The sequence below is a fragment of the Streptomyces sp. NPDC088910 genome (genome assembly GCF_044749865.1).
In the GTDB taxonomy this organism is placed as follows: domain Bacteria; phylum Actinomycetota; class Actinomycetes; order Streptomycetales; family Streptomycetaceae; genus Actinacidiphila.
On record NZ_JBIVIV010000008.1, the window covers coordinates 346,573 to 365,303 of the forward strand.

Annotated in this window: 16 protein-coding genes; 12 read left to right on the forward strand and 4 right to left on the reverse strand. The window is 71.9% G+C overall.

Annotated features, from left to right (window positions below; genetic code table 11):
- Window positions 1–19 precede the first annotated feature (19 nt).
- The 8 genes from ACIP4Z_RS20910 (at window position 20) to ACIP4Z_RS20945 (ending at window position 8,278) form a co-directional block, all read left to right on the forward strand.
- Entirely contained in the window at window positions 20–3,097 is a 3,078-nt protein-coding gene (locus tag ACIP4Z_RS20910; protein WP_401310069.1) for a BTAD domain-containing putative transcriptional regulator, read from the forward strand.
- Between the two features lie 75 nt (window positions 3,098–3,172).
- On the forward strand, window positions 3,173–3,838 hold the full coding sequence (locus ACIP4Z_RS20915; protein ID WP_401310072.1) for a hypothetical protein: 666 nt from the start codon (window positions 3,173–3,175) through the stop codon (window positions 3,836–3,838).
- Window positions 3,835–4,875: a hypothetical protein gene (locus ACIP4Z_RS20920; protein ID WP_401310075.1), complete on the forward strand. Its 1,041-nt coding sequence runs from the start codon at window positions 3,835–3,837 to the stop codon at window positions 4,873–4,875. The genes ACIP4Z_RS20915 and ACIP4Z_RS20920 overlap by 4 nt, the downstream gene beginning before the upstream one ends.
- Before the next feature lie 120 nt (window positions 4,876–4,995).
- Complete coding sequence (locus tag ACIP4Z_RS20925; protein WP_401310078.1) at window positions 4,996–5,271, forward strand: hypothetical protein; 276 nt, start codon at window positions 4,996–4,998, stop codon at window positions 5,269–5,271.
- Window positions 5,272–5,276: 5 nt separating this feature from the next.
- Window positions 5,277–6,614, forward strand: a complete 1,338-nt coding sequence (locus tag ACIP4Z_RS20930) for a hypothetical protein (RefSeq protein ID WP_401310081.1) — start codon at window positions 5,277–5,279, stop codon at window positions 6,612–6,614.
- 106 nt (window positions 6,615–6,720) lie between these two features.
- Window positions 6,721–7,044 carry a hypothetical protein gene (locus ACIP4Z_RS20935; RefSeq protein ID WP_401310084.1) on the forward strand — a complete coding sequence of 108 codons (324 nt, stop codon included), beginning with the start codon at window positions 6,721–6,723 and terminating at the stop codon, window positions 7,042–7,044.
- Between the two features lie 86 nt (window positions 7,045–7,130).
- Entirely contained in the window at window positions 7,131–7,676 is a 546-nt protein-coding gene (locus tag ACIP4Z_RS20940; RefSeq protein ID WP_401310087.1) for a hypothetical protein, read from the forward strand.
- Window positions 7,673–8,278: a hypothetical protein gene (locus ACIP4Z_RS20945; protein WP_401310089.1), complete on the forward strand. Its 606-nt coding sequence runs from the start codon at window positions 7,673–7,675 to the stop codon at window positions 8,276–8,278. Before ACIP4Z_RS20940 ends, ACIP4Z_RS20945 begins: the two co-directional genes overlap by 4 nt.
- A gap of 9 nt (window positions 8,279–8,287) precedes the next feature.
- Here ACIP4Z_RS20945 and ACIP4Z_RS20950 read toward each other — a convergent pair whose 3' ends face one another.
- Complete coding sequence (locus tag ACIP4Z_RS20950) at window positions 8,288–8,926, reverse strand: CGNR zinc finger domain-containing protein (protein ID WP_401310092.1); 639 nt, start codon at window positions 8,924–8,926, stop codon at window positions 8,288–8,290.
- Window positions 8,927–9,120: 194 nt separating this feature from the next.
- Here ACIP4Z_RS20950 and ACIP4Z_RS20955 point away from each other — a divergent pair, with 194 nt between their 5' ends.
- A complete protein-coding gene (locus ACIP4Z_RS20955) occupies window positions 9,121–10,527 on the forward strand; it encodes an MFS transporter (RefSeq protein ID WP_401310095.1) in 1,407 nt (468 codons plus the stop codon).
- Here the strand turns inward: ACIP4Z_RS20955 and ACIP4Z_RS20960 are convergent.
- From ACIP4Z_RS20960 to ACIP4Z_RS20970, 3 genes are all read right to left on the reverse strand, one after another.
- Window positions 10,466–12,145, reverse strand: coding sequence for a transporter (locus ACIP4Z_RS20960; RefSeq protein ID WP_401310098.1), 1,680 nt, complete (start codon window positions 12,143–12,145; stop codon window positions 10,466–10,468). The genes ACIP4Z_RS20955 and ACIP4Z_RS20960 overlap by 62 nt on opposite strands.
- On the reverse strand, window positions 12,145–13,026 hold the full coding sequence (locus tag ACIP4Z_RS20965) for an ABC transporter ATP-binding protein (protein WP_401310101.1): 882 nt from the start codon (window positions 13,024–13,026) through the stop codon (window positions 12,145–12,147). Before ACIP4Z_RS20965 ends, ACIP4Z_RS20960 begins: the two co-directional genes overlap by 1 nt.
- Before the next feature lie 142 nt (window positions 13,027–13,168).
- Complete coding sequence (locus ACIP4Z_RS20970; protein WP_401310104.1) at window positions 13,169–13,846, reverse strand: bifunctional DNA primase/polymerase; 678 nt, start codon at window positions 13,844–13,846, stop codon at window positions 13,169–13,171.
- Between the two features lie 237 nt (window positions 13,847–14,083).
- On the opposite strand from ACIP4Z_RS20970, the gene ACIP4Z_RS20975 reads away from it, so the two are divergent.
- From ACIP4Z_RS20975 to ACIP4Z_RS20985, 3 genes are all read left to right on the forward strand, one after another.
- Window positions 14,084–15,463: a transcriptional regulator gene (locus ACIP4Z_RS20975; RefSeq protein ID WP_188279929.1), complete on the forward strand. Its 1,380-nt coding sequence runs from the start codon at window positions 14,084–14,086 to the stop codon at window positions 15,461–15,463.
- 235 nt (window positions 15,464–15,698) lie between these two features.
- Entirely contained in the window at window positions 15,699–17,198 is a 1,500-nt protein-coding gene (locus tag ACIP4Z_RS20980) for a hypothetical protein (protein ID WP_401310107.1), read from the forward strand.
- A gap of 198 nt (window positions 17,199–17,396) precedes the next feature.
- Complete coding sequence (locus ACIP4Z_RS20985) at window positions 17,397–18,581, forward strand: serine hydrolase domain-containing protein (RefSeq protein WP_401310110.1); 1,185 nt, start codon at window positions 17,397–17,399, stop codon at window positions 18,579–18,581.
- Window positions 18,582–18,731 lie beyond the last annotated feature (150 nt).

The window sequence follows — 18,731 nt, forward strand, 5'->3', positions numbered from 1 at the left end:
GAAGGCAGAGGAAGCAGCCATGGCACGCACGACCGCCACGGGACGTAACCGTACGCAGCAGGGTGGGGCGGCGGCGCGCCCGCCGCGCAGGCACCGTACGTTCGGCGACTTCGTGCGCGCGCTCGGCGCGTTCCTGGCGCTCGCCGTGCTCGTGGTGGGTGTGCCGGGCGCGCTCCTGTACTTCATCGGGTCGCCCTTCCCGCACCACTTCGACTCCGACCTGGTGCAACAGCCCATCACCAGCGAGACGTTCGTCAACACGCTGGCCGTGATCGTATGGCTGGCCTGGGCGCAGTTCACGGCGTGCGTGCTGGTCGAGACCAAGGCGGCGGTCTCCGGCGTGGGCATGCCGAGCCGGGTGCCGGGCGCGGGCCCGAGCCAGTTGCTGGCACGGCAGTTGATCGCGGCGCTGCTGCTCGTCGGCGTGAGCACCGCGGGCCTCGTCCCCGGTCTGTCCCAGCTCGGCCAGGGCAACCAGCACGAGAGCCAGGCGCGGCCGGGCGTGGCCGCCACCGCGCAGCAGACCCCCGGCCAGCAGCACCAGGCACGTACCGTCAGCGCCGCCGTACCGCATCAGCAGGCCGCCCAGCACGCGGCGGGATCGCACCAGAGCGCGGGTCAGTCGGCGCACAAGGACACCAAGTTCTACCGGATCCAGCCGCCCGAGGGCCGGCACCACGACTCGCTGTGGGAGATCGCGCAGCGCCACCTCGGCGACGGCCGCAGGTACAACGAGATCTACCAGCTCAACAAGGACCGCGTGCAGCCGGACGGCTCCAAGCTGTCGCAGGCCAGCCTCATCCGGCCCGGCTGGGTGATGGAGATGCCCTCCGACGCGCACGGCGGCGACCTCGTGGAGATGCCCGTCGCGGCCACGCACGTCGCGCCCGACGTGCAGCATTACGCCGAGCACGGCGGCGCCAAGGACACCACGGCCGAGGGCGCGCACGCCTCCGCCCAGCACGCGGCGGCCGAGCAGGGCGCCGGCGGGACCGGCGCCCAGGGCGGCGGATCGGGCGGTTCCGGTTCCACCGACAGCGCGTCCGCCGAGACCGGCCCCGGCGGTACGGGCGGCCCCGGCGGTACGGGCACGGGCGGTACGGGCGGGTCCGGCGGTCGCCACGCGGCCGTCACCACCCCGGCCCACGCCGAGACGGCACCCGAGCACGGGCCCACCGCCGCCTTCACCGCGAACTCCTCCTCCCACTCGCACGGCTTCGACCTGTCCGAAGCGCTGATCGCCGCCCCGCTGCTGGCCGCGGGCCTGCTCGCCGCGCTCGGCCGCCGCCGTCGTACGGCCCTGTGGCAGTCGGTCACCGCGGGCGGCCTGCGCACACCGCGCACCCCCACCGGGCCGCAGGCCGACGCCGCCGACGCGCTGCGCGTGGGCGCCGACCAGGACACCGTCGCCTTCCTCGACCGCGCGCTGCGCGCGCTGTCCGGCCGCCTCGACGCCGAGGGCCTCAAGCTCCCGACCGTCTACGCCGCGTGGCTCACCGACGAGGCCCTGCACCTGCAACTGGCCTGGCCCGAGGGCCAGCCGCCGGCCCCCTGGCAGCTCGGCCAGGACCAGACCTTCTGGCGGCTCGACCGCGCCGACCTCACCGAGGACGCGGACGTGTCGGCGGCGGCCCCGTACCCCGGCCTGGTCGCGCTCGGCACGCTCGACGGCGCGCGGCTGCTGCTCAACCTCGAAGCGGTGCCCGGCATCGTCTCGCTGTCCGGAGCCGCCGCCGACCGCGAGGCCGTACTGGCCTCCGTCGCCTCGGAGTTGGCCACCAACGGCTGGTCGGACCGGATGACCGTCACCCTCGTCGGCTTCGCCGAGGACCTCACGGCCCTCGCCCCCGCCCGCGTCCGGCACCTCGCCGACGTGCCCGAGGTCATCGAGACGATGTCCGCGGAGACCGCGCAGCGGGCGGGCGCCCTGCGTACGGCGGGCCAGGACAGCGTCCTCACCGGCCGCACCGGCCGCGCCCAGCACACCCAATGGGCACCGCACCTCGTCCTGCTCGCCGCCGAGCCCACCGAGGAGGAGGCGAACCGGCTGGCCGAACTCGCCTCCGACGCGGGCCGGCTCGGCATCGGCTACCTCGTCGCCTCCAGCCGTCCCGACATGCCGGGCGCCGCCTGGGAGCTGGAGATCACCTCCGCGGGACGGCTGCTCGCCCCGCTGCTCGGCCTCGACCTCGAAGCGCAGGTGCTGCCCGCCGATCAGTACCAGGCCGTGCTGCGGCTGTTCGCCGAGGCGGGTGGCGAGGACGGCCCCGGATCCGGCCCCGACGCCCCGCCGTTCATGGTGGACCTCTCCGACCAGGGACGGCCCGGCGTGTACGCGCGCCTGCTCGGCTCCTTCGAACTCGTCGGCGTCGACGAGCCGTCCGCCGAGCGCAGCCAGCTCCTCCACGAGGCCCTGGCCCTGCTCCTCCTGCACCGCGAAGGCGTCCACCCCCGCGTCCTGGCCTCCGCGCTCTGGCCGCGCGGCGTCACCGAGGACGTACGCGACGCCCTCGTCGAGCGCCTCCGCGACTGGCTCGGCACCGACCCCGGCGGCATCGCCCGGCTCACCATCGACGACACCGGCCGGATCGTCCTCGCGTCCTCCGTCGTCTCCGACTGGGACGTCCTCCAGACCCTCCACCACGAGGCCACCGAGGGCAGCGCCGCCTCCGACCCCACCGCCCGCCGCCGCCTGCTCACCCAGGCCCTCTCGCTGGCCCGCGGCCCGCTCCTCCAGGACCGCACCGCGGGCCGCTACGGCTGGCTCTCCCACGAGATAGTCGACGCCCAACACCCCGTCCTCGTGGCCGAGATCGCCCTCGCGCTCTCCGCTCTCCACCTCGACGCGGCCAAGCCGAAGGCGGCCGTCGCGGCCATCGAGGCGGCCCTGGTCGTCTCCCCCAACGACGAGCGCCTCTGGCTCGAACTCCTCCGCGCCACCCAGGCCACCGGCGACCCCGCCCGCCTCCAGGCCGCCGCCAACTCCCTCATCGCCCGCAGCGACTCCCTCAGCGGCCCCAGCCGCGGCCTCCCGCCCCGCGTCGAAGCCCTCCTGGACGAACTGCTCCCCGAATGGCGCGGCAGCATCGCCAACTGACCCTCACGAACTGACCATCATGGCGGGGGAGTATCACCAACCGACCCTCTCCCCACGGACTCTCACGGAGCTTCGATGAACAAGTCCCTCGCCGCCGCGGTCTCGACCGTCACCCTCACGGTGACGGCCCTCGTCACCCTCACGGCCTGCGGTGGCTCGGACGACTCCGCGAGCGACAAGATCACCGACACTCCGTCGTCCCAGTCCGCCCCGTCGCCGACCGCGTCCGCCACGGCGTCGCCGGTCACCTCCGCGACGGCGGAGCCCATGGACTTCCACCTGCCGTCCGACATCAAGGTCGTCATCGACGCCGATGCGACCGGCGACGCCGCCAAGGACGCGGTACTGCACGGCCAGGCCGACACATTGACGGCACGTCAGAAGCTCTACGTGGACCTGGATCCGGCCTCGAACGTACTGAAAGCGTACTTCTCCGGACAGGCCCGGTCGTTCTACGCTGAGCAGATCGCGAAGCGGAAGAAAGAGGGCCGTACGGTGACGGGGACCTACCGCTACTACGACCGCAAGGTGACGGCGGTGACGGCCGACACCGCGGTCGTGACCTATTGCGAAGACCAGTCCAAGGCGTACTCGAAGGACATCAAGACCGGTGAGGTCCTGCGCACCGCGCCGACCGCCGACGACTACCGCCTCTATACGGCCACTTTGCTGAGGAACGCGGCGGGCGTCTGGCAACTCGACTCCTTCCAGGGCAAAGCGGCCGCCCCGGCCTGCCAATGAGGTCCCCTCGGCGGGCCGTCGTCGGCGCGAGCGTCCTCAATATCCTCGGCGTCCTCGGTTTCCTTGGCGTCGCGTTACTGGGAGCGGCGAGTCCCGCCGTCGCGGGAGACGGCGACCCCATCTCCCCGCCGCCCAAGCCTCCTACGCGTCAGGCGACCTCCGACAACGGCTCCATCAGCGCGGGCGTCCAACTGGACACACGCCACAACGGCAGCGGACGCTCGGTACCGGTGTCGGCGGTGGACCGCAACTGGACGCCGCCGCTGTGCTGGAGTCAGCCGAAGTACGACGCGGAGCAGTACAAGGACTGGGCGCTCGGCCCTGAGAACGTCGGAATCGGTCCCAACGCCGCCCAGATCGCCGAGACCTTCAAGAAGCGCACCGACTTCCACGAAGACGCCAAGGGCGCATGGTGGTTCCGGACCTACGACGTCGACCAGATGACGTCCGGTTCCACGACGCCCGGCCGGGTGGCCGCGTGCACGTCGATCCCCGGCCAACAGTGGGTCGGCGCCGTCGCCCCCAAGCCGATGCTCGCTCTCTCACCCCAGGTGCTGTCGGGCCTGGCCTACAAGGCCCTGCTCCTGCCCACACCCCCCGTCCGATTGAGCCCGGCCGCCGACAACCAAATCGTCAACGTCCCCACCTTCGCGTCGTTCACCGGGGCCCTCCCCGACCGTGTCTGGGTGACCGCCAGCTTCGACGCACTCGGCCTCACCATCGCTGCCACAACTGTCGCTGTCCCCAGCGCCCTTCGCATCGACGCGGGTACTCCTTACGCCGAGCCGCAGACGTGTGAATACGACCTCACACCTGCCGCGGGCGGCGGGTACCAGGTGGACTCGTCGAAGGACGCCTGCAACGTCACGTACCGCAAAGCGGGCCCGTACACCCTGCACGCCGAGATCACGTGGAAGGTGACGTGGACGGCGTCGGCGAATCCGAACGGACCGGTGGCGGAGCCGGGCTTGCCGGACGGACTGTCGGGCAATGATGTCGCGGTGGTGGCGAAGGAGGTCCAGACGGTGGTGCGCTGAGCGTGTGAGCGGTGCCGCGTCAAATCCGATTCACCCGTAACCCCGAGGCGGATCGGGGTCGTTGTCAGTCCGTAGGTAACGGCATATGACGGCGACAACGAGGGTGGTCGGGGTACGAGGATGGCGGACCTCAAGGTGACGGATCAGGTGCTCGCCGATTCGGAGCGGCTGTTGACGAAGCTGCACTTCGAGTTCAAGAGCATCAAGGCCCATCGGGACGACCTGCACCACATCTGGGGGTCGGGCGCGGTGGCGGGCGCGATGGACGCGTTCGTCAACAACTGGGCCTGGTACCGCAAGAAGCTCATCGGCGGCATCGAGTCCGTCGGCGGACTCGTCGGCGCGGCCCGCGAGACGTTCAAGCAGACCGACGAACACCTCGCCAAGCGCGGCTGACCCCCGTGGTGACGACCACCAGGCCGCGCCCGCGCGACTGGCACCCCCTCACCGACACCGATCCCACCCCCGGCGACCCCGAGTCCATCCGCGACGAAGTCGCCCACATGAAGCACCTCGCGGGCATGCTCAGAGCCGAGGCCGCCGACCTCAAGGTCATCGGCACCGGCGACGGCCTCAAAGGCCGCTACGCCACCAAACTCCGCGACGAAGCCCGCGAACTGGAAGTCCGCCTCCGCGAGACCGCCGGCCGCTACGAACGCGTCCACGGCCATCTCACCGCCTGGGCCGCCGAATTGGAGGCCATCCAGTCCGACGCCGACCGCATCCTGCGAGGCGCACGCGCCGACGCCGAGACGGCTCCCCCTGAGGATGCCGAATCCGCCTCGGGTTCCGGTTCCGGTTCCGGCTCCGGCGACGACCCGCTCGCCAAGTACCGCCGCTCCCTGACCAGGGTCGAGGCCCATCGTGACGAGCGGGCCTCGCACTACGCGGCGCGTATCCGGCACGAGATCAACGACAAGATCAAGGACAGTTGGTGGGAGCGGCGCAAGAACGAGATTGACGGGGTGAAGGGGGCGATTTCGCTTGTCGCGGATGTGATGAGCTGGGTCGCCACCGTCATCGCGATCGTCGCGATCTTCACCACCCCCGCCGGTTGGATCGCAGGTCTCGCCGTCTGGCTCGCGGTCGGCGTCCTAGCGGGACACATCGCCCTCGCCGCCGCAGGCGACTGCTCCTGGCTCGACGTCGGCATGGACATCTTCGGCCTGCTGACGATGGGCATCGGGGGCGCCGCCCTGAACGGTCTCAAAGACGTACGTGCCGCGACGAAGCTCGCCGCTCAAGCCGCTGCCGACGAGCGGGCCGCCGTCACCGCCACGCGGGCCTCCCGGTCCGTTCTCGACCGCTCGTCCGCCACTGTCAACCGTCGCGGCTCCACAGCAGCGGCGCGTGCCAGGGCCCGTCACGTCCGCAACATCGCCAAAGCCGCAGCCGAGCGGGCCGGTCGCAACGCGGCCGTGGAGGAGGCTGCCACCCCGATGGCTGAGGCTTCCCAACGAGAGGCGGTGCTTGTCGGAGGCGACCGCGAGACGGCGAATCTCTACAAGGACGTGGTCCGGATGCGGGCCGCGTATCCGGAGAGTGCCGCTGTGCAGCGGGCCAGCCAGGGGGCTGAGGGCTACAAGGGCACGTTCCAGGGGACGTGGGTCGTTGCGTCTGCTGTCGACCTAGTCGACAAAGGCGTCGGATCCTCGGACGTGTTTCCGTTCAAACCTGGGTCCGACCGCTACGGGGACTTCAAGGACCAATTCACGCACGAGGTGGGTACCAAGTGGTAACCACGCACAAGTCAGCGACATTTGGCGTTGGTGAATAGTGGCCACCAGCCAACTCGGCGATGAGCAGCTACTTCGACGCAGTGAAGTCTTCATCAGGTATGGAGCCATGCTGCCATTGCTCGGGTACCCGGCCGCAGGGGTGGTCGGGCGCCTCCTGGACTGGAAGCAGGGAACGTTCGTCCTGGTGACCCTTACGCTCTGCGGACTTGGGCAAGCCAGCACGTGGCTGGGGATGGACGGTCTACGTAGGACGCACGGCTGGGCGTCGGGCGTCTTCTTTTACGTGCTGGCAGGTGGGTTGCTCAACGCGATTCTCGCGGCGTGCAGCGGCATCCCGTTCCTGGGATTGGTCCCCCTCCTGGCTCCAGCCACCGCCTGGCTTGCCAAAGTGCGGCTGCGCCGCAAACCCCCGGCGGAGGCGGCCCGGTGACGGCCGCGACCACCCCCGTCGGGTACACCCTCGTGCTGCCCCCGGGCTGGGCCCGGATCCCTCTGCGGGCGGGCACCGCGACGGCGTTGGACGAGAAGGTGTTTCGGGGGATCGAGCGGATTCCGGCAGGGGTGCCGAGGGATGAGGGGATGGCGTTTCGGGCGGAGGTGCGCCGGAGGGTGGAGGGGATGGCGCGGGAGGCGAGGGCGGGGGGTGGGCTGGATCTGTATGTGCCGGTGAAGGCGCGGGCGGGGCTGGTGGTGGGGGCGTCGTTCGTGGTCGCCGAGGTGGCGGGGGAGTGGGCGGGGGAGGAGACGGGGGCGGAGGCCGTGTTGGGGCGGCTGGTGGGGGAGGAGCGGGGCGGGGCGCCGGGGGAAGTGCGGGAGGTCGCGGGGACGTTGGGCGTGCGGTGGGAGTACGTGGAGCCGCCGGCCCTCCGCGAGAGCGAACCGGTGGAGACGTATGCACGGCATGTCGACTACGTCGTCCCCGTGCCGAGGCAGGGCGCGGGCCGGTGGCTCGCGGTGGCGTTCTCGACGGTGGGGGACGGGGATCCGGGCAGCGAATTCACCAGGGCGCTGGCCGAGTTGTTCGACGCGCTGATGACGACGTTCCGTTGGAGCTACGCGTGAGCGGGAGCCGGCTGGACGCGCGGCGGGTGGACGGTTCGCGGTGGGTGTGGGTGCCGCCGCGGTGGCCGGTGCCGGGGAGCGAGGGGGAGTTCCCGGACGCCGCCGCGTACGCGCGGGTGATGGCCGAGGCGCACTGGGAGGACAGCGCCTTGACGCCGAGCCCCGGCGAGGTACGGGAGTTGGCCGAGGCGCTGACGTACGGGATGGAGCGGTATCCGCGCGTCTATCCGGGGTACGGGCTGCACTTCCACCTGGACGGCCCGCGCGGGAATCCGCTGGCCGTGTACTGGGCGGAGTTCGACATCGAGGGCGAACTGCCCGGCGAATTGCGGGAGCTCACCCACGCGGACGCGGAGTACGCCGTGGAGCCGCCGATCGTCGAGGACTTCGGCAGTGAGCACCTGGGCACCGGCATCCGCGTGATGCGCTACTTCGTCGACCCGGACGACAACGGCATCACCATCGGCCTCCGTTACGCGTGGCGCGTGCCCGAGCACGGTGCGGACGTGCTGGTGATGACGGCGGCGCCCGATCCGGGGCGGGTGCTCCGGGCGATGGACGACATCGACGCCTTCGCGCGGGCCCTGCACTTCGGCCCCTGACGTCACCGGCTACGCGCTCCGCGCCCGTAGCGCCGTCTTCTTGGCCTGGTTGCCGCACACGTCCATGGAGCACCAGCGCCGCGTCCCCGGACGGGACTGGTCGAGGAAGACGGCGCCGCAGGTCGGGGAGGCGCAGGGACGCAGGCGCGGCAGCAGTTCGGGGGTGGCGGCGAGGTCGAGGGCGTCGCGGGCGATCAGGGCGAGGGTCGCGGTGAGGGGGTCGTCCGCATGCCACTGGAGGTCGCCGGAGGGGGCGAGGCGGGGGGCGGGGACGGCGTGGGCGGCGGCGCGGTTGAGCCGGGTACGGGCGGTGTCGCCGAGGCCGGAGCCGGGGGCCGCGCCGGGTTCCCTGCCGGGGGCCATGGCGGCGCTGACCAGCGCGTGGACCGCCTCGCGCAAGGCGCGGGCCTCGCGCAGCCGGGCGGCTGTGGGCGGGGTGGCGGGTACGTCGGAGCAGGGGCCGCACTGCCGTACCCAGGCGATCAGCGCCTCCGGATCGGCCAGCTCCTCGGTGACCGCGGGCGTGCCCCGGTAGCGCAGTGTCCGCAGGTAGTCGAGGCACAGCCGCCCGGCGCCCTCGCGGAAACGCGGCTGAGCACGGCCGCCGTCGAGGGCCGGGGCGTAGGCGTCGATGCCGTTCGCGGTCATACGGGCCACTCTACCGGGGAACCGGTTTAACTGGTACCTTCGGAACTGGTTAAACCGGTTTCCACTTCGACGAGGTATCGATGTCCCAGCCGTCGTCCGACGCACCGTCCCCAGGGCCCGAACCCGTGCACATACCCGCGTCCGGACCCGCCGCCGCAGGGCCCGGACACGCAGTCGGCGCCACACCGGTCCCCGTGCCGGGCCCGCCCCGCCGCCTCATCGTCCTGCTCGCCGTGGCCTGCGGTCTGACCGTCGCCAACCTCTACTACGCGCAGCCGCTGCTCAGCGAGCTGCGCCAGGCGTTCGGGATCGGCGCGGTCGCCGCGGGCAGCCTCGTCACCGTCTCCCAACTCGGTTACGCCGCCGGCCTGCTGCTCATCGTCCCGCTCGGCGACGTCATCGAGAAGCGCCGCCTCGCCACCGTCCTGCTCGCCCTCACCATCGCCGGTCTGGTGCTGGCCGGTCTCGCACCGGGCTTCGCCGTCCTGCTCGCCGCGCTGCTGATCGTCGGCACGACGCTCGTCGTCGCCCAGATCCTCGTGCCCTTCGCCGCCGACCTCGCGCCGGACGAGAGCCGCGGCAAGGTCGTCGGGCAGGTGATGAGCGGCCTGCTGACCGGCATCCTGCTGTCCCGTACCTTCGGCAGCCTGCTGGCGGACGCGACCAGTTGGCGGGTCGTCTACCTGACCTCGGCCGGGCTGATGACCGTACTGACCCTGGTACTGCGCAGGTCCCTGCCGCGCCGCGCTCCCGGAGCCGACGCTGCCACGCTGTCGTACGGGCTCCTGCTGCGCTCCACCGCCCGCCTGCTGCGCGTCCATCCGGCGCTGCGGCGCAGGGCGCTGTACCAGGCCGCGATGTTCGGCGCCTTCAGCGTCTTCTGGACCACCATCTCCTTCGTTCTGACCAGCGATCCCTTCAACTACAGCCAGTGGCAGGTCGGCCTCTTCGCGCTCGCGGGCGCGGGCGGCGCACTGGTGGCACCGCTCGCCGGACGCTGGGCCGACCGCGGCCTGGTCCGGCCGATGACGGCCGTCGCCTTCGTCACCGCGGCCCTGGCCTTCGGTCTCGCCGGGGTGGGACGGCACAGCGTCATCGCGCTCGGCGCCGCCGCGGTGCTCCTCGACATGGCCGTGCAGACCACCCTGATCCTCGGCCAGCAGGTGATCTACCGGCTCGACGGCCAGGCCAGGTCCCGGCTCAACAGCGCCTTCATGGCCACCTTCTTCGTCGGCGGCGCGGTCGGCTCACAGGCCGGTTCCTACGCCTACCACGCCGGTGGCTGGACCTCGGTGGCCCTGCTCGGCGCCGCCCTGCCCGCCCTCGCGCTGCTCTACTGGATCGCGGAATGGCGCGGCCCGCGGCGCCGCGCCGACCGAGCGGACGGCATCGACACGGCCGGCACCGCCGACAGGAAAAGCAGCACAGGCCGGACAGGCAAGGACGGCAGCACAGGCTGGGCAGGCAAGGACGGCAGCACAGGCCGGGCAGGCAAGGACGGCACCGCCCTCAACGACCACCTGCCACCGGCCCCGTCCGTCACGCCTTCGCCACCACCCCCAGGATCTCCGGAAGACGATCGAGCAGCCGCGGAGCGGTGAACCGCAGCGAGACCGCCGCGACCGCGATCCCGTACAGCGCGCCCACCGGGAGCACCAACCACAGCAGCGAATGGAGATCGTTGAAGTGGAGGGCGAGGGTCAGCGCGATCACCGGTAGCGACAGGGCCGCGCCGCTGAAGGTGCCGCCGACGACGTTCAGCGCGACGAGACCGCCCTGGCCGGGCGCCGCGTTGGCGAACGGGTTGTCCTGCGGGAGCGCGTACGGGTAGCGGACGCTCGCGTAGCTGCCGGTCGCGATGAGCGCGCCCAGGAAGGCGAAGGACAGCCCCAGCGTCTCGGGCAGCGCCGACACCCGGTGGAGCAGCAGCGCCGCGCCGGTGGTGACGACGGTGACGTACGGCACGGCGATGGCGGCCAACGTCAGCGCCCGGCCGCGCAGTTCGAGCGCCGCGTCCCTGCGGGTGGTGATCGTCGCCGACACCGTCCAGAATGCGGAGCCGTCCATGCCGAACTGGTTGTACATCTGCATGCCGAGCAGCCCCGCCGCCCACAGGCACTGGTAGACGGTGCCGTGCTGCACCACCGCGACCAGCGGCAGCAGCAGCCCGACGGCCAGCCCGGTCGCCCACGCCGCCTTCGACCTCGGGTCGCGCCACAGGTACCGGAACTGCCGCTCCATCACCGTGGCCGTCCGGCCGCCCACCAGCCGTCCGGGCAGCAGCCGGGCCGGCAGTGAAGGGCCCACCGCCGCCCCGCCCCGCGCCTTCGACCCCTCGCGCTCCGGCGCCGCCTGGAGCGTGGACGCGTCGGGCGAGACCATCAGCCGGTGCAGGCTGGCGTGCCACCAGCGCAGGACCAGCGCCAGCACGGCGACGGTGAGGGCCAGTTGCACGACGGCCAGGCCGTACGACCCGCGCGCCGTCGAACGCACCGCGTCCACGGCGGGCGCGGGCGGAATCCAGCGCAGTACGGACGCCACCGAGGTCGCCCGGTGCAGACCGCCGTCGGACGACAACGAGTTGACGCCGAGGTTGACGAGCTGGGCACCCACCGCCACGAACAGACCGCTGAGCAGGGCCAGGTCGCGGCCCTTGCGGCTGGTCAGCAGCCGGGTGTTGGCGGCGGCCACCGCCCGCGACAGCGCCACGCACAGCAGCAGCGTCAGGGCCACGGCCACGACCGCGACGACCCACGCGGCCCCGCCGTGCGCGACCGCGACGACCGCACCGGTCGACACCAGCAGTGTGAAGAGCGGACCGACGCCGATCAGCGACGACACCAACAGCGCCGTTATCAGCGGGCGCGGCCGTAGCGGCAGCATCGCCAGCCGGGTCGGGTCGAGCGTGTCGTCGCCGCCGAAGAAGAACAGCGGCATGATCGCCCAGCCCACGACCAGGACGACGGTCACCGTGACGGCGGCGGACGGTGCGTAGTGGTTGTTCCGCAGCGCGACCATTCCGGCGCCCATGCCGAGCGCGTACAGCATCGCGAAGGCGACGCCGAGGGACCAGCCGACCGTACGGCCGGTGGACCGGCGCAGGCCGTTGCGGAAGAGGGTGAGCTTGAGCCGTACGAAGACCGGCGTGAGCGAGGAACCGCGACCGGGCGCGGTCGGCGGCGCGGGAGCGGCGAGCGGGGTGGTGGCCGAGGTGGTCATCACTTGCCGCCGCTCAGCCAGTCGAGCGCCTGCCCGTCGCGCCGGTCGGCGCCCACCAGCGACAAGAAGGCGTCCTGGAGCGAGGGAGCGGTGCCGCGCACCTCGGCGAGCAGGCCGCGCGCCACGATCTTGCCCGCGGCCATGACCGCGACCCAGTCGCACAGGCTCTCCACCAGTTCCATCACGTGCGAGGAGAAGACGACCGTGCCGCCCGACTCCGTATAGCGCTCCAGCACACCGCGGATGACCTGCGCGGACACCGGGTCGACGCCCTCGAACGGCTCGTCGAGGAAGAGGACTTCGGGATTGTGCAGCAGGGCGGCGGCCAGGCCGATCTTCTTCCGCATACCGGTGGAGTAGTCGACGACCAGCTTGTTCTGCGCGGCCGACAGGTCCAGGACGTCGAGGAGCTGACCGGCGCGTTTGTCGACCTCGGCGCCCGGCAGACCGCGCAACCGGCCCGTGTAGCCGAGCAGTTCACGTCCCGACAGCCGCTCGAACAGCCGCAGACCCTCCGGCAGCACGCCGATCCTGGACTTCACGCCGACCGGGTCCGTCCACACGTCGTGGCCCACGATCCGCACACTGCCGTCGTCCGGCCGCAGCAGGCCGGTGATCATGGAGAGCGAGGTCGTCTTCCCCGCCCCGTTCGGCCCCACCAGGCCGATGAAGCGGCCCGCGGGCAGCTCCAGATCGATCCCGGCCACGGCCACTTGCTCACCGAACCGCTTCCACAGCCCGCGCACACGCACAGCGACCGGATCGGTGTCTCCGGCCGCCTCGGACACCTCCTCGGCGGTCCTCCCGTACGGCACCGGCCGGTACGGCGTCAGCTTCCGCTGCGACTCCTGCTCCCCCTGCGACATCTGCGGCTCCGACATGGCGGCACCTCTCCCCGTCTCGCGCCCCTGCCCCCGGCGCGCCGCTGGTCGGACGACGCGCGAAGGTCTACGTCCGACAACCCTAGACGCGACCACTGACAGTGACCGAAGGACTCGGGAGCGTGAGCCCCGCGCGCAGGGGTCAGCGGCCCCTCGCCGCCGCCAACTCCCGCCCGCACGCGTACGCCAGCGGACTCAGCAGCTCCTCGACGTCCGGCAGCCACCGGTTCAGGGCGGTCGGCTGCCGCGCCCACTGCACCGAGGCGCCCGGCCCCGTCCGCGTCGGCGGCGCGGCGATCCAGTCGCCCTCGCCGCGCACCCGCAGGTCGAGCGAGCCGGGCGCCCAGCCCAGCTTCCGCAGCAGATCGGGCACCTTGACGGTGGCGCCGGGCAGGACGAAGAAGACGAGCCTGCGGTCGGGCGTGCAGATCACCGGGCCCAGCGGCAGATCCATCCGCTCCATTCTGGCCAGCGCCAGGCACCCCGCCACCTCCGGCACGTCGACCGCGTCGAACGTACGGCCCGTCGGCAACAGGACCGAGGCGCGCGGCTGCTTGCCCCACATGCGCCGTACCGCGTCGGCGCTGCCGCTGGCGTGCGCCGCCCAGTCGGGCCGGGTCGGGTGGGCGCCGGGAGCAGGGCAGGTGGGAGACGCGCAGGAGCACAGCGCGGGGCCGCCCGTGTCGTCCTCGATCCAGGAGCCGGGGAGCACGTCCCAGTGCCGCTCCTGCGCGTATCGGACGGCCGTGTCGAGAAGTTGGGCGGTGAGCTGCCGCGGTGCTCCGATGGTGTCTTCCACGCGCTGCACAACTTCCCTCATCAGCGTGAGTTACGGGGGCCGGCCCCTCGGCTCATGGCGGGCGCACTGGTGCACGCCCGGGGGCGCGTGCGCGATCCGGGCCCGTATTCGGGTAGTCACTTGGGGTCCGCGTGTCGTTCCGCTCGTTCCGCTAAAGGCGAAAACGACATGAAATGCCGCTCTAACAGGGCATTTTTCGGTGATGAGATGGGCACCTGTCACCAGGACGAGGTACGCATCGTCGAAGTGGGGGAATTGATGGCCGCACGACCGCTCGTGGCTCGGCAACCGAACGAACGGCTTCAGGCACTTATCCAGGAGGCCGGCTGCTCCAACGCCGGGCTCGCCCGCAGGGTCAACATGTGCGGCGCCGAACACGGCCTCGACCTGCGGTACGACAAGACGTCCGTGGCCCGCTGGCTGCGGGGTCAGCAGCCGCGCGGCCGGGCCCCGGCCATCATCGCCGAGGCGATCGGCCGCAAGCTGGGACGCGCCGTGTCCATCGACGAGATCGGCATGGCCAACGGCAAGAACCTGGCCACCGGCATAGGTCTGCACTTCGCGCCGACCGTCCTCGGCGCGATCGAGCAGGTCTGCGAGCTGTGGCGCAGCGACGTCGGCCGCCGCGACTTCCTCACCGGCTCCACGGTCGCCGCCTCCGCCCTCGTCGAGCCCAGCCGCGACTGGCTGATCACCCGCCCCGACCAGGGCGTCGCCCGCAACGGCGGTGCCAGGGTGGGCATGTCGGACGTCGAGGCCGTCAAGGCGACGACGCAGGCGCTCACCGACCTGGACCACCGCTTCGGCAGCGGACACGTCCGCCCGGTCGTCGTCCACTACCTCAACAGCGTGGTGTCCGGGTTACTCGCGGGCACCTACCGCGACCAGGTCGGCAGGGAACTCTTCGGCGCCGTCGCGCGGTTGACCGAACTGGCGGGCTACATGGCCGTCGACACCGGACAGCCCGGACTCGCCCAGCGCTACTACATCCAGGCGCTGCGCCTGGCCCAGGCGGCGGGCGACCGCGGCTACGGCGGCTACATCCTCGCGGCCAGCATGAGCCACCTCGCCGCCTCGCTCGGCAATCCGCGCGAGATCGCCCAACTCGCCCGCGCAGCACAGGAAGGCGCCCGCGGCCAGGTGACACCCACGGCGGAGGCGATGTTCTACGCCGCGGAGGCCCGCGGCCACGCGCTGCTCGGCGACGCCCGCACCTTCGCCACCGTGGCCAACCTCGCGGTCGAGTCCATGGAACACTCCCGGCCCGACGACGACCCGCCCTGGATCGCCCACTTCGACCACGCCTACCTCGCCGACGAACTGGCGCACTGTCACCGCGACCTCGGCCAGGCCGCGCCCGCCGCGCGCCGCGCGGAGGAAGCGCTCGCCGCGCACCCCGAATCGCGCACCAGGCGCCGTGCCATCGACATGCTGCTGCTCGCCGACGCCCAGGTGCAGCAGCGCGAACTGGAAGAGGCCTGCAACACGGGCACCCGCGCCGTCACCCTTCTGTCCGGTCTGCGCTCCAACCGCGGCGCGGAGTACCTGGACGACTTCCGCCGCCGCCTGGAGCCCTACGCGGCCGAGCCCGTGGTCCGCGAGTTCGGCGCCCGTCTGGAGGAACAGGACGCCGCATAGCGGACCATCACCGAATCGTTACGCGACCGACACCGCGTCCCCGCGCGGTGGCCAAAGCGCTGGAGAGACCTTGCGGGAACGGGCCCGGTACGCCCGGTACTTCCGCCCTCTCGGTGTGTCATGACGTTCACTCGTTCGGGTACGTGGTTGATGGTCCGGTTAACCCGGTAGCGTTGGCGGATGGTTCGGAAGGATCCGGCAACGGACGACAGGGCATAGGCGGGAGTCAGCGGCGATGCACACCGACGGACGCGGCGAGGAGACGCCTGAGGCGTACCGGGGCGTCGTGGTGCCCGCGGGGCGGCAGCAGCCGCCCTACGGGGAACATGTGCAGCCGGCCGGCGGCTCCCCCTGGGGCGAGCCCGCCCCGCTGCCCGAGCCCGCCGACGCCACCCAGATGCTGCCGCCGTATCCCGGGAGCATGCCGCCGCCCGCCGTCCCGGTGGCCGACGCCACGCAAATGCTGCCCCCGTACCCCGGCGGCGACCCCGGCATGCCGATGGCCGCCGCGAGCCAGGGGCCGGGCCCCGTACCGCCACTGCCGCCCGTCCCGCCGCAAGCACCGCCCGCGGCCCCGCAGCAGCAGGCCGCCGACGCCACCCAGGCGCTGCCGCTGTCGATCTTCCAGGACCGCGACCAGCAGGAACAGCAGCCGCAGTACGGCGGCCCGCAGTCCCCGCCCCCGCAGCAGTCGTACGAGCAGTCCTATGAGCAGCCTTACGACGGCTACGGGCAGCAGGGGTACGACCAGCAGCAGTCGTACGGCGGCCAGCAGCAGTACGGCCAGCAGTCGTACGACCAAGGCCAGGGTCAGGGCCAAGGTCAGGGCCAGGGCCAGGGCGGCGGCGGGTACGAGGAGCAGCCCCAGACGGGGCCGCAGCACGACAGCGACTACGACCACCTGTTCCGCAGCGACGTGCCCGGCCCGGAACCGCTGCGCCAGCGGATCATCCAGCCGCCGTCCCAGCAACAGCAACAGAAGCAGTACGGGCAGCAGCAGGGCGGCATGGGCCAGCCCCCGCAGCAGCCGTACGACCCCGCTTACGGCTACGACGGCGGGCACGGTCAGGACGACGGTCCGCGCCGCAGGCTGTCGCCCCTCATGGTGATCGGCATCGTCGTCGCCGGGTGCGTGGTCGCGGGCCTCGTGGTCGGCGGGCTGTTGAACAAGGGCGGCGACGCCAAGACCGACAACACTGCGTCGAAGAGCGGCACCCCGGCGTCCTCCGCGCCGAGCACGTCCGCAAGCGGCAGCACCGACTCCGCGGCCGACGACGCCGTCAAGCAGCAGGCGCAGGGCCTCGACGCGCTGCTGAAGACCAGCGGCAACAGCCGCAGCTCCGTGGTGAGCGCGGTCGAGTCGATCAAGAACTGCAAGAATCTCGGCCCCGCCGCCGCCGACCTGCGGTCCGCCGCCACCCAGCGCACCGGCCTGGTCACCCAGCTCGGCGGCCTGTCGGTGGACAAGCTGCCCAACCACGCCGACCTGACCGAAGCCCTCACCAAGGCGTGGCAGGCGTCGGCCGCCGCGGACGGCCACTACGCGAACTGGGCCGACCAGGCTGCGCACAACCACAGCGTCTGCAAGGGCGGCCACGCCCGCAGCACCGGCGAGGCCCAGGACGGCAACCGCGAGAGCGGCACCGCCACCGAGCAGAAGAAGCGCGCGGTCCGGCTGTGGAACGCCATAGCGAAGCAGTACGGGCTCACCGAGCGGCAGTACAGCCAGCTCTGAGCCGGGGCCGTTGGTGGACGGGGCCACGGGCGTATACGCGTCACCGCGCGTTTCCTTGCGCGCCTGTGCGCTCCCGTGCGCTTATATGCGTGCGTACGCGGACGGACGGTGACGGAGCCGACACGTCCGCGCCCGACCGATGAATCCGCGCCGACGCGGCAGTCTTCCTCTCGACCGCACCACGCGAGAGGTGGACCGATGACGCATTCCACGAACAGTTCCACGACCGATCCGGCGGCGGGCCTGCGCGGCGTCCTGGAGCCGTACATCGACAACGGCACGATTCCGGGTGCGGTGGGTCTGGTGGCGCGCGGCGACCGGGTGGAGGTCGCAGCGGTCGGTTCCGCGCACCTTGAGGGTGCCGTGCCGATGGCCAGGGACGCGATCTTCCGGATCGCCTCCGTCAGCAAACCGATCACCGCCGCCGCCGTGATGATGCTCGTCGACGACGGCCGGATCGCGCTGGACGACCCCATCGCCACCTGGCTGCCGGAACTGGCGGCGCCGGTCGTCGTCCGCACCCCGGACGCCCCGGTCGACGACGTGGTCCCGGCCGCCCGGCCGGTCACCGTTGCCGACGTGCTCACCTTCAGGGCCGGGTACGGCATGCCCAGCGACTTCTCACTCCCCGCCCTGCAACCGCTGTTCACCGAGCTGAAGCAGGGCCCGGCGCGGCTGTCGGGCTTCGCAGGCCCCGACGACTGGCTGGCGGCGCTGGCCCGTATCCCGATGCTCCACCAGCCGGGAGACGCCTGGCTGTACAACACCGGCTCGGACATCCAGGGCGCGTTGATCGCCCGGGTCTCGGGCCGCTCCTTCGCCGAGTTCCTCGCCGAGCGGATCTTCGAACCGCTCGGCATGGCCGACACCGGCTTCACCGTGGCCGCGACCGCGCTCGACCGGCTGACCAGCGCCTACGGGACGGGCGCGGACGGCGGTATCGAACTGTCGGACGCGCCGGGCGAGGAGTGGACCAAGGCGCCCGGGTTCACCTCGGGCGCGGGCGGCCTCGTCTCGACCGTCGACGACTGGTTCGCCTTCGCCCGCATGCTGCTCGCCGAGGGGACCGTGGACGGCCGCAGGCTGCTGTCCGCGCGGTCGGTGCGGATGATGGCCACCGACCACCTGACGCGGTCCCAGCGCGACGCGAGCGAGCTGTTCCTCGAAGGCCAGGGGTGGGGCTTCGGCGGCTCGGTGGACGTCGCGGAGACCGACCCCTGGAACGTCCTTGGCCGCTACGGCTGGGTCGGCGGCAGCGGCACCACGGCGCATGTCACGCCCTCGACCGGCGCTGTCAGCATCCTCTTCACGCAGCGCTCGATGACCGGCCCGACGCCGCCCCAGGTGATGCGGGACTTCTGGCGGTACGCGGCGGGGGTGTGAGGGCGCGTCCTGGACACGCCCTAGGTGTATTGATCATGAGCGTTGTTGACGCTCGTGGGTCTTGATCATGGCGAAGACCTCCGGTGTGGTGGAGCTGTCTAGGAACGCACCGCCCGGAGGTCTTCGTGTCTCACCGTAATGCCCGGCTGA

Coding starts and splice junctions, on each gene's coding strand:
- ACIP4Z_RS20980 (WP_401310107.1), top strand. CDS start 15,699: ATGCACACCGACGGACGCGGCGAGGAGACGCCTGAGGCGTACCGGGGC.
- ACIP4Z_RS20960 (WP_401310098.1), bottom strand. CDS start 12,145: ATGACCACCTCGGCCACCACCCCGCTCGCCGCTCCCGCGCCGCCGACC.
- ACIP4Z_RS20915 (WP_401310072.1), top strand. CDS start 3,173: ATGAACAAGTCCCTCGCCGCCGCGGTCTCGACCGTCACCCTCACGGTG.
- ACIP4Z_RS20920 (WP_401310075.1), top strand. CDS start 3,835: ATGAGGTCCCCTCGGCGGGCCGTCGTCGGCGCGAGCGTCCTCAATATC.
- ACIP4Z_RS20970 (WP_401310104.1), bottom strand. CDS start 13,846: ATGAGGGAAGTTGTGCAGCGCGTGGAAGACACCATCGGAGCACCGCGG.
- ACIP4Z_RS20965 (WP_401310101.1), bottom strand. CDS start 13,026: ATGTCGGAGCCGCAGATGTCGCAGGGGGAGCAGGAGTCGCAGCGGAAG.
- ACIP4Z_RS20975 (WP_188279929.1), top strand. CDS start 14,084: ATGGCCGCACGACCGCTCGTGGCTCGGCAACCGAACGAACGGCTTCAG.
- ACIP4Z_RS20925 (WP_401310078.1), top strand. CDS start 4,996: ATGGCGGACCTCAAGGTGACGGATCAGGTGCTCGCCGATTCGGAGCGG.
- ACIP4Z_RS20985 (WP_401310110.1), top strand. CDS start 17,397: ATGACGCATTCCACGAACAGTTCCACGACCGATCCGGCGGCGGGCCTG.
- ACIP4Z_RS20935 (WP_401310084.1), top strand. CDS start 6,721: ATGCTGCCATTGCTCGGGTACCCGGCCGCAGGGGTGGTCGGGCGCCTC.
- ACIP4Z_RS20950 (WP_401310092.1), bottom strand. CDS start 8,926: ATGACCGCGAACGGCATCGACGCCTACGCCCCGGCCCTCGACGGCGGC.
- ACIP4Z_RS20910 (WP_401310069.1), top strand. CDS start 20: ATGGCACGCACGACCGCCACGGGACGTAACCGTACGCAGCAGGGTGGG.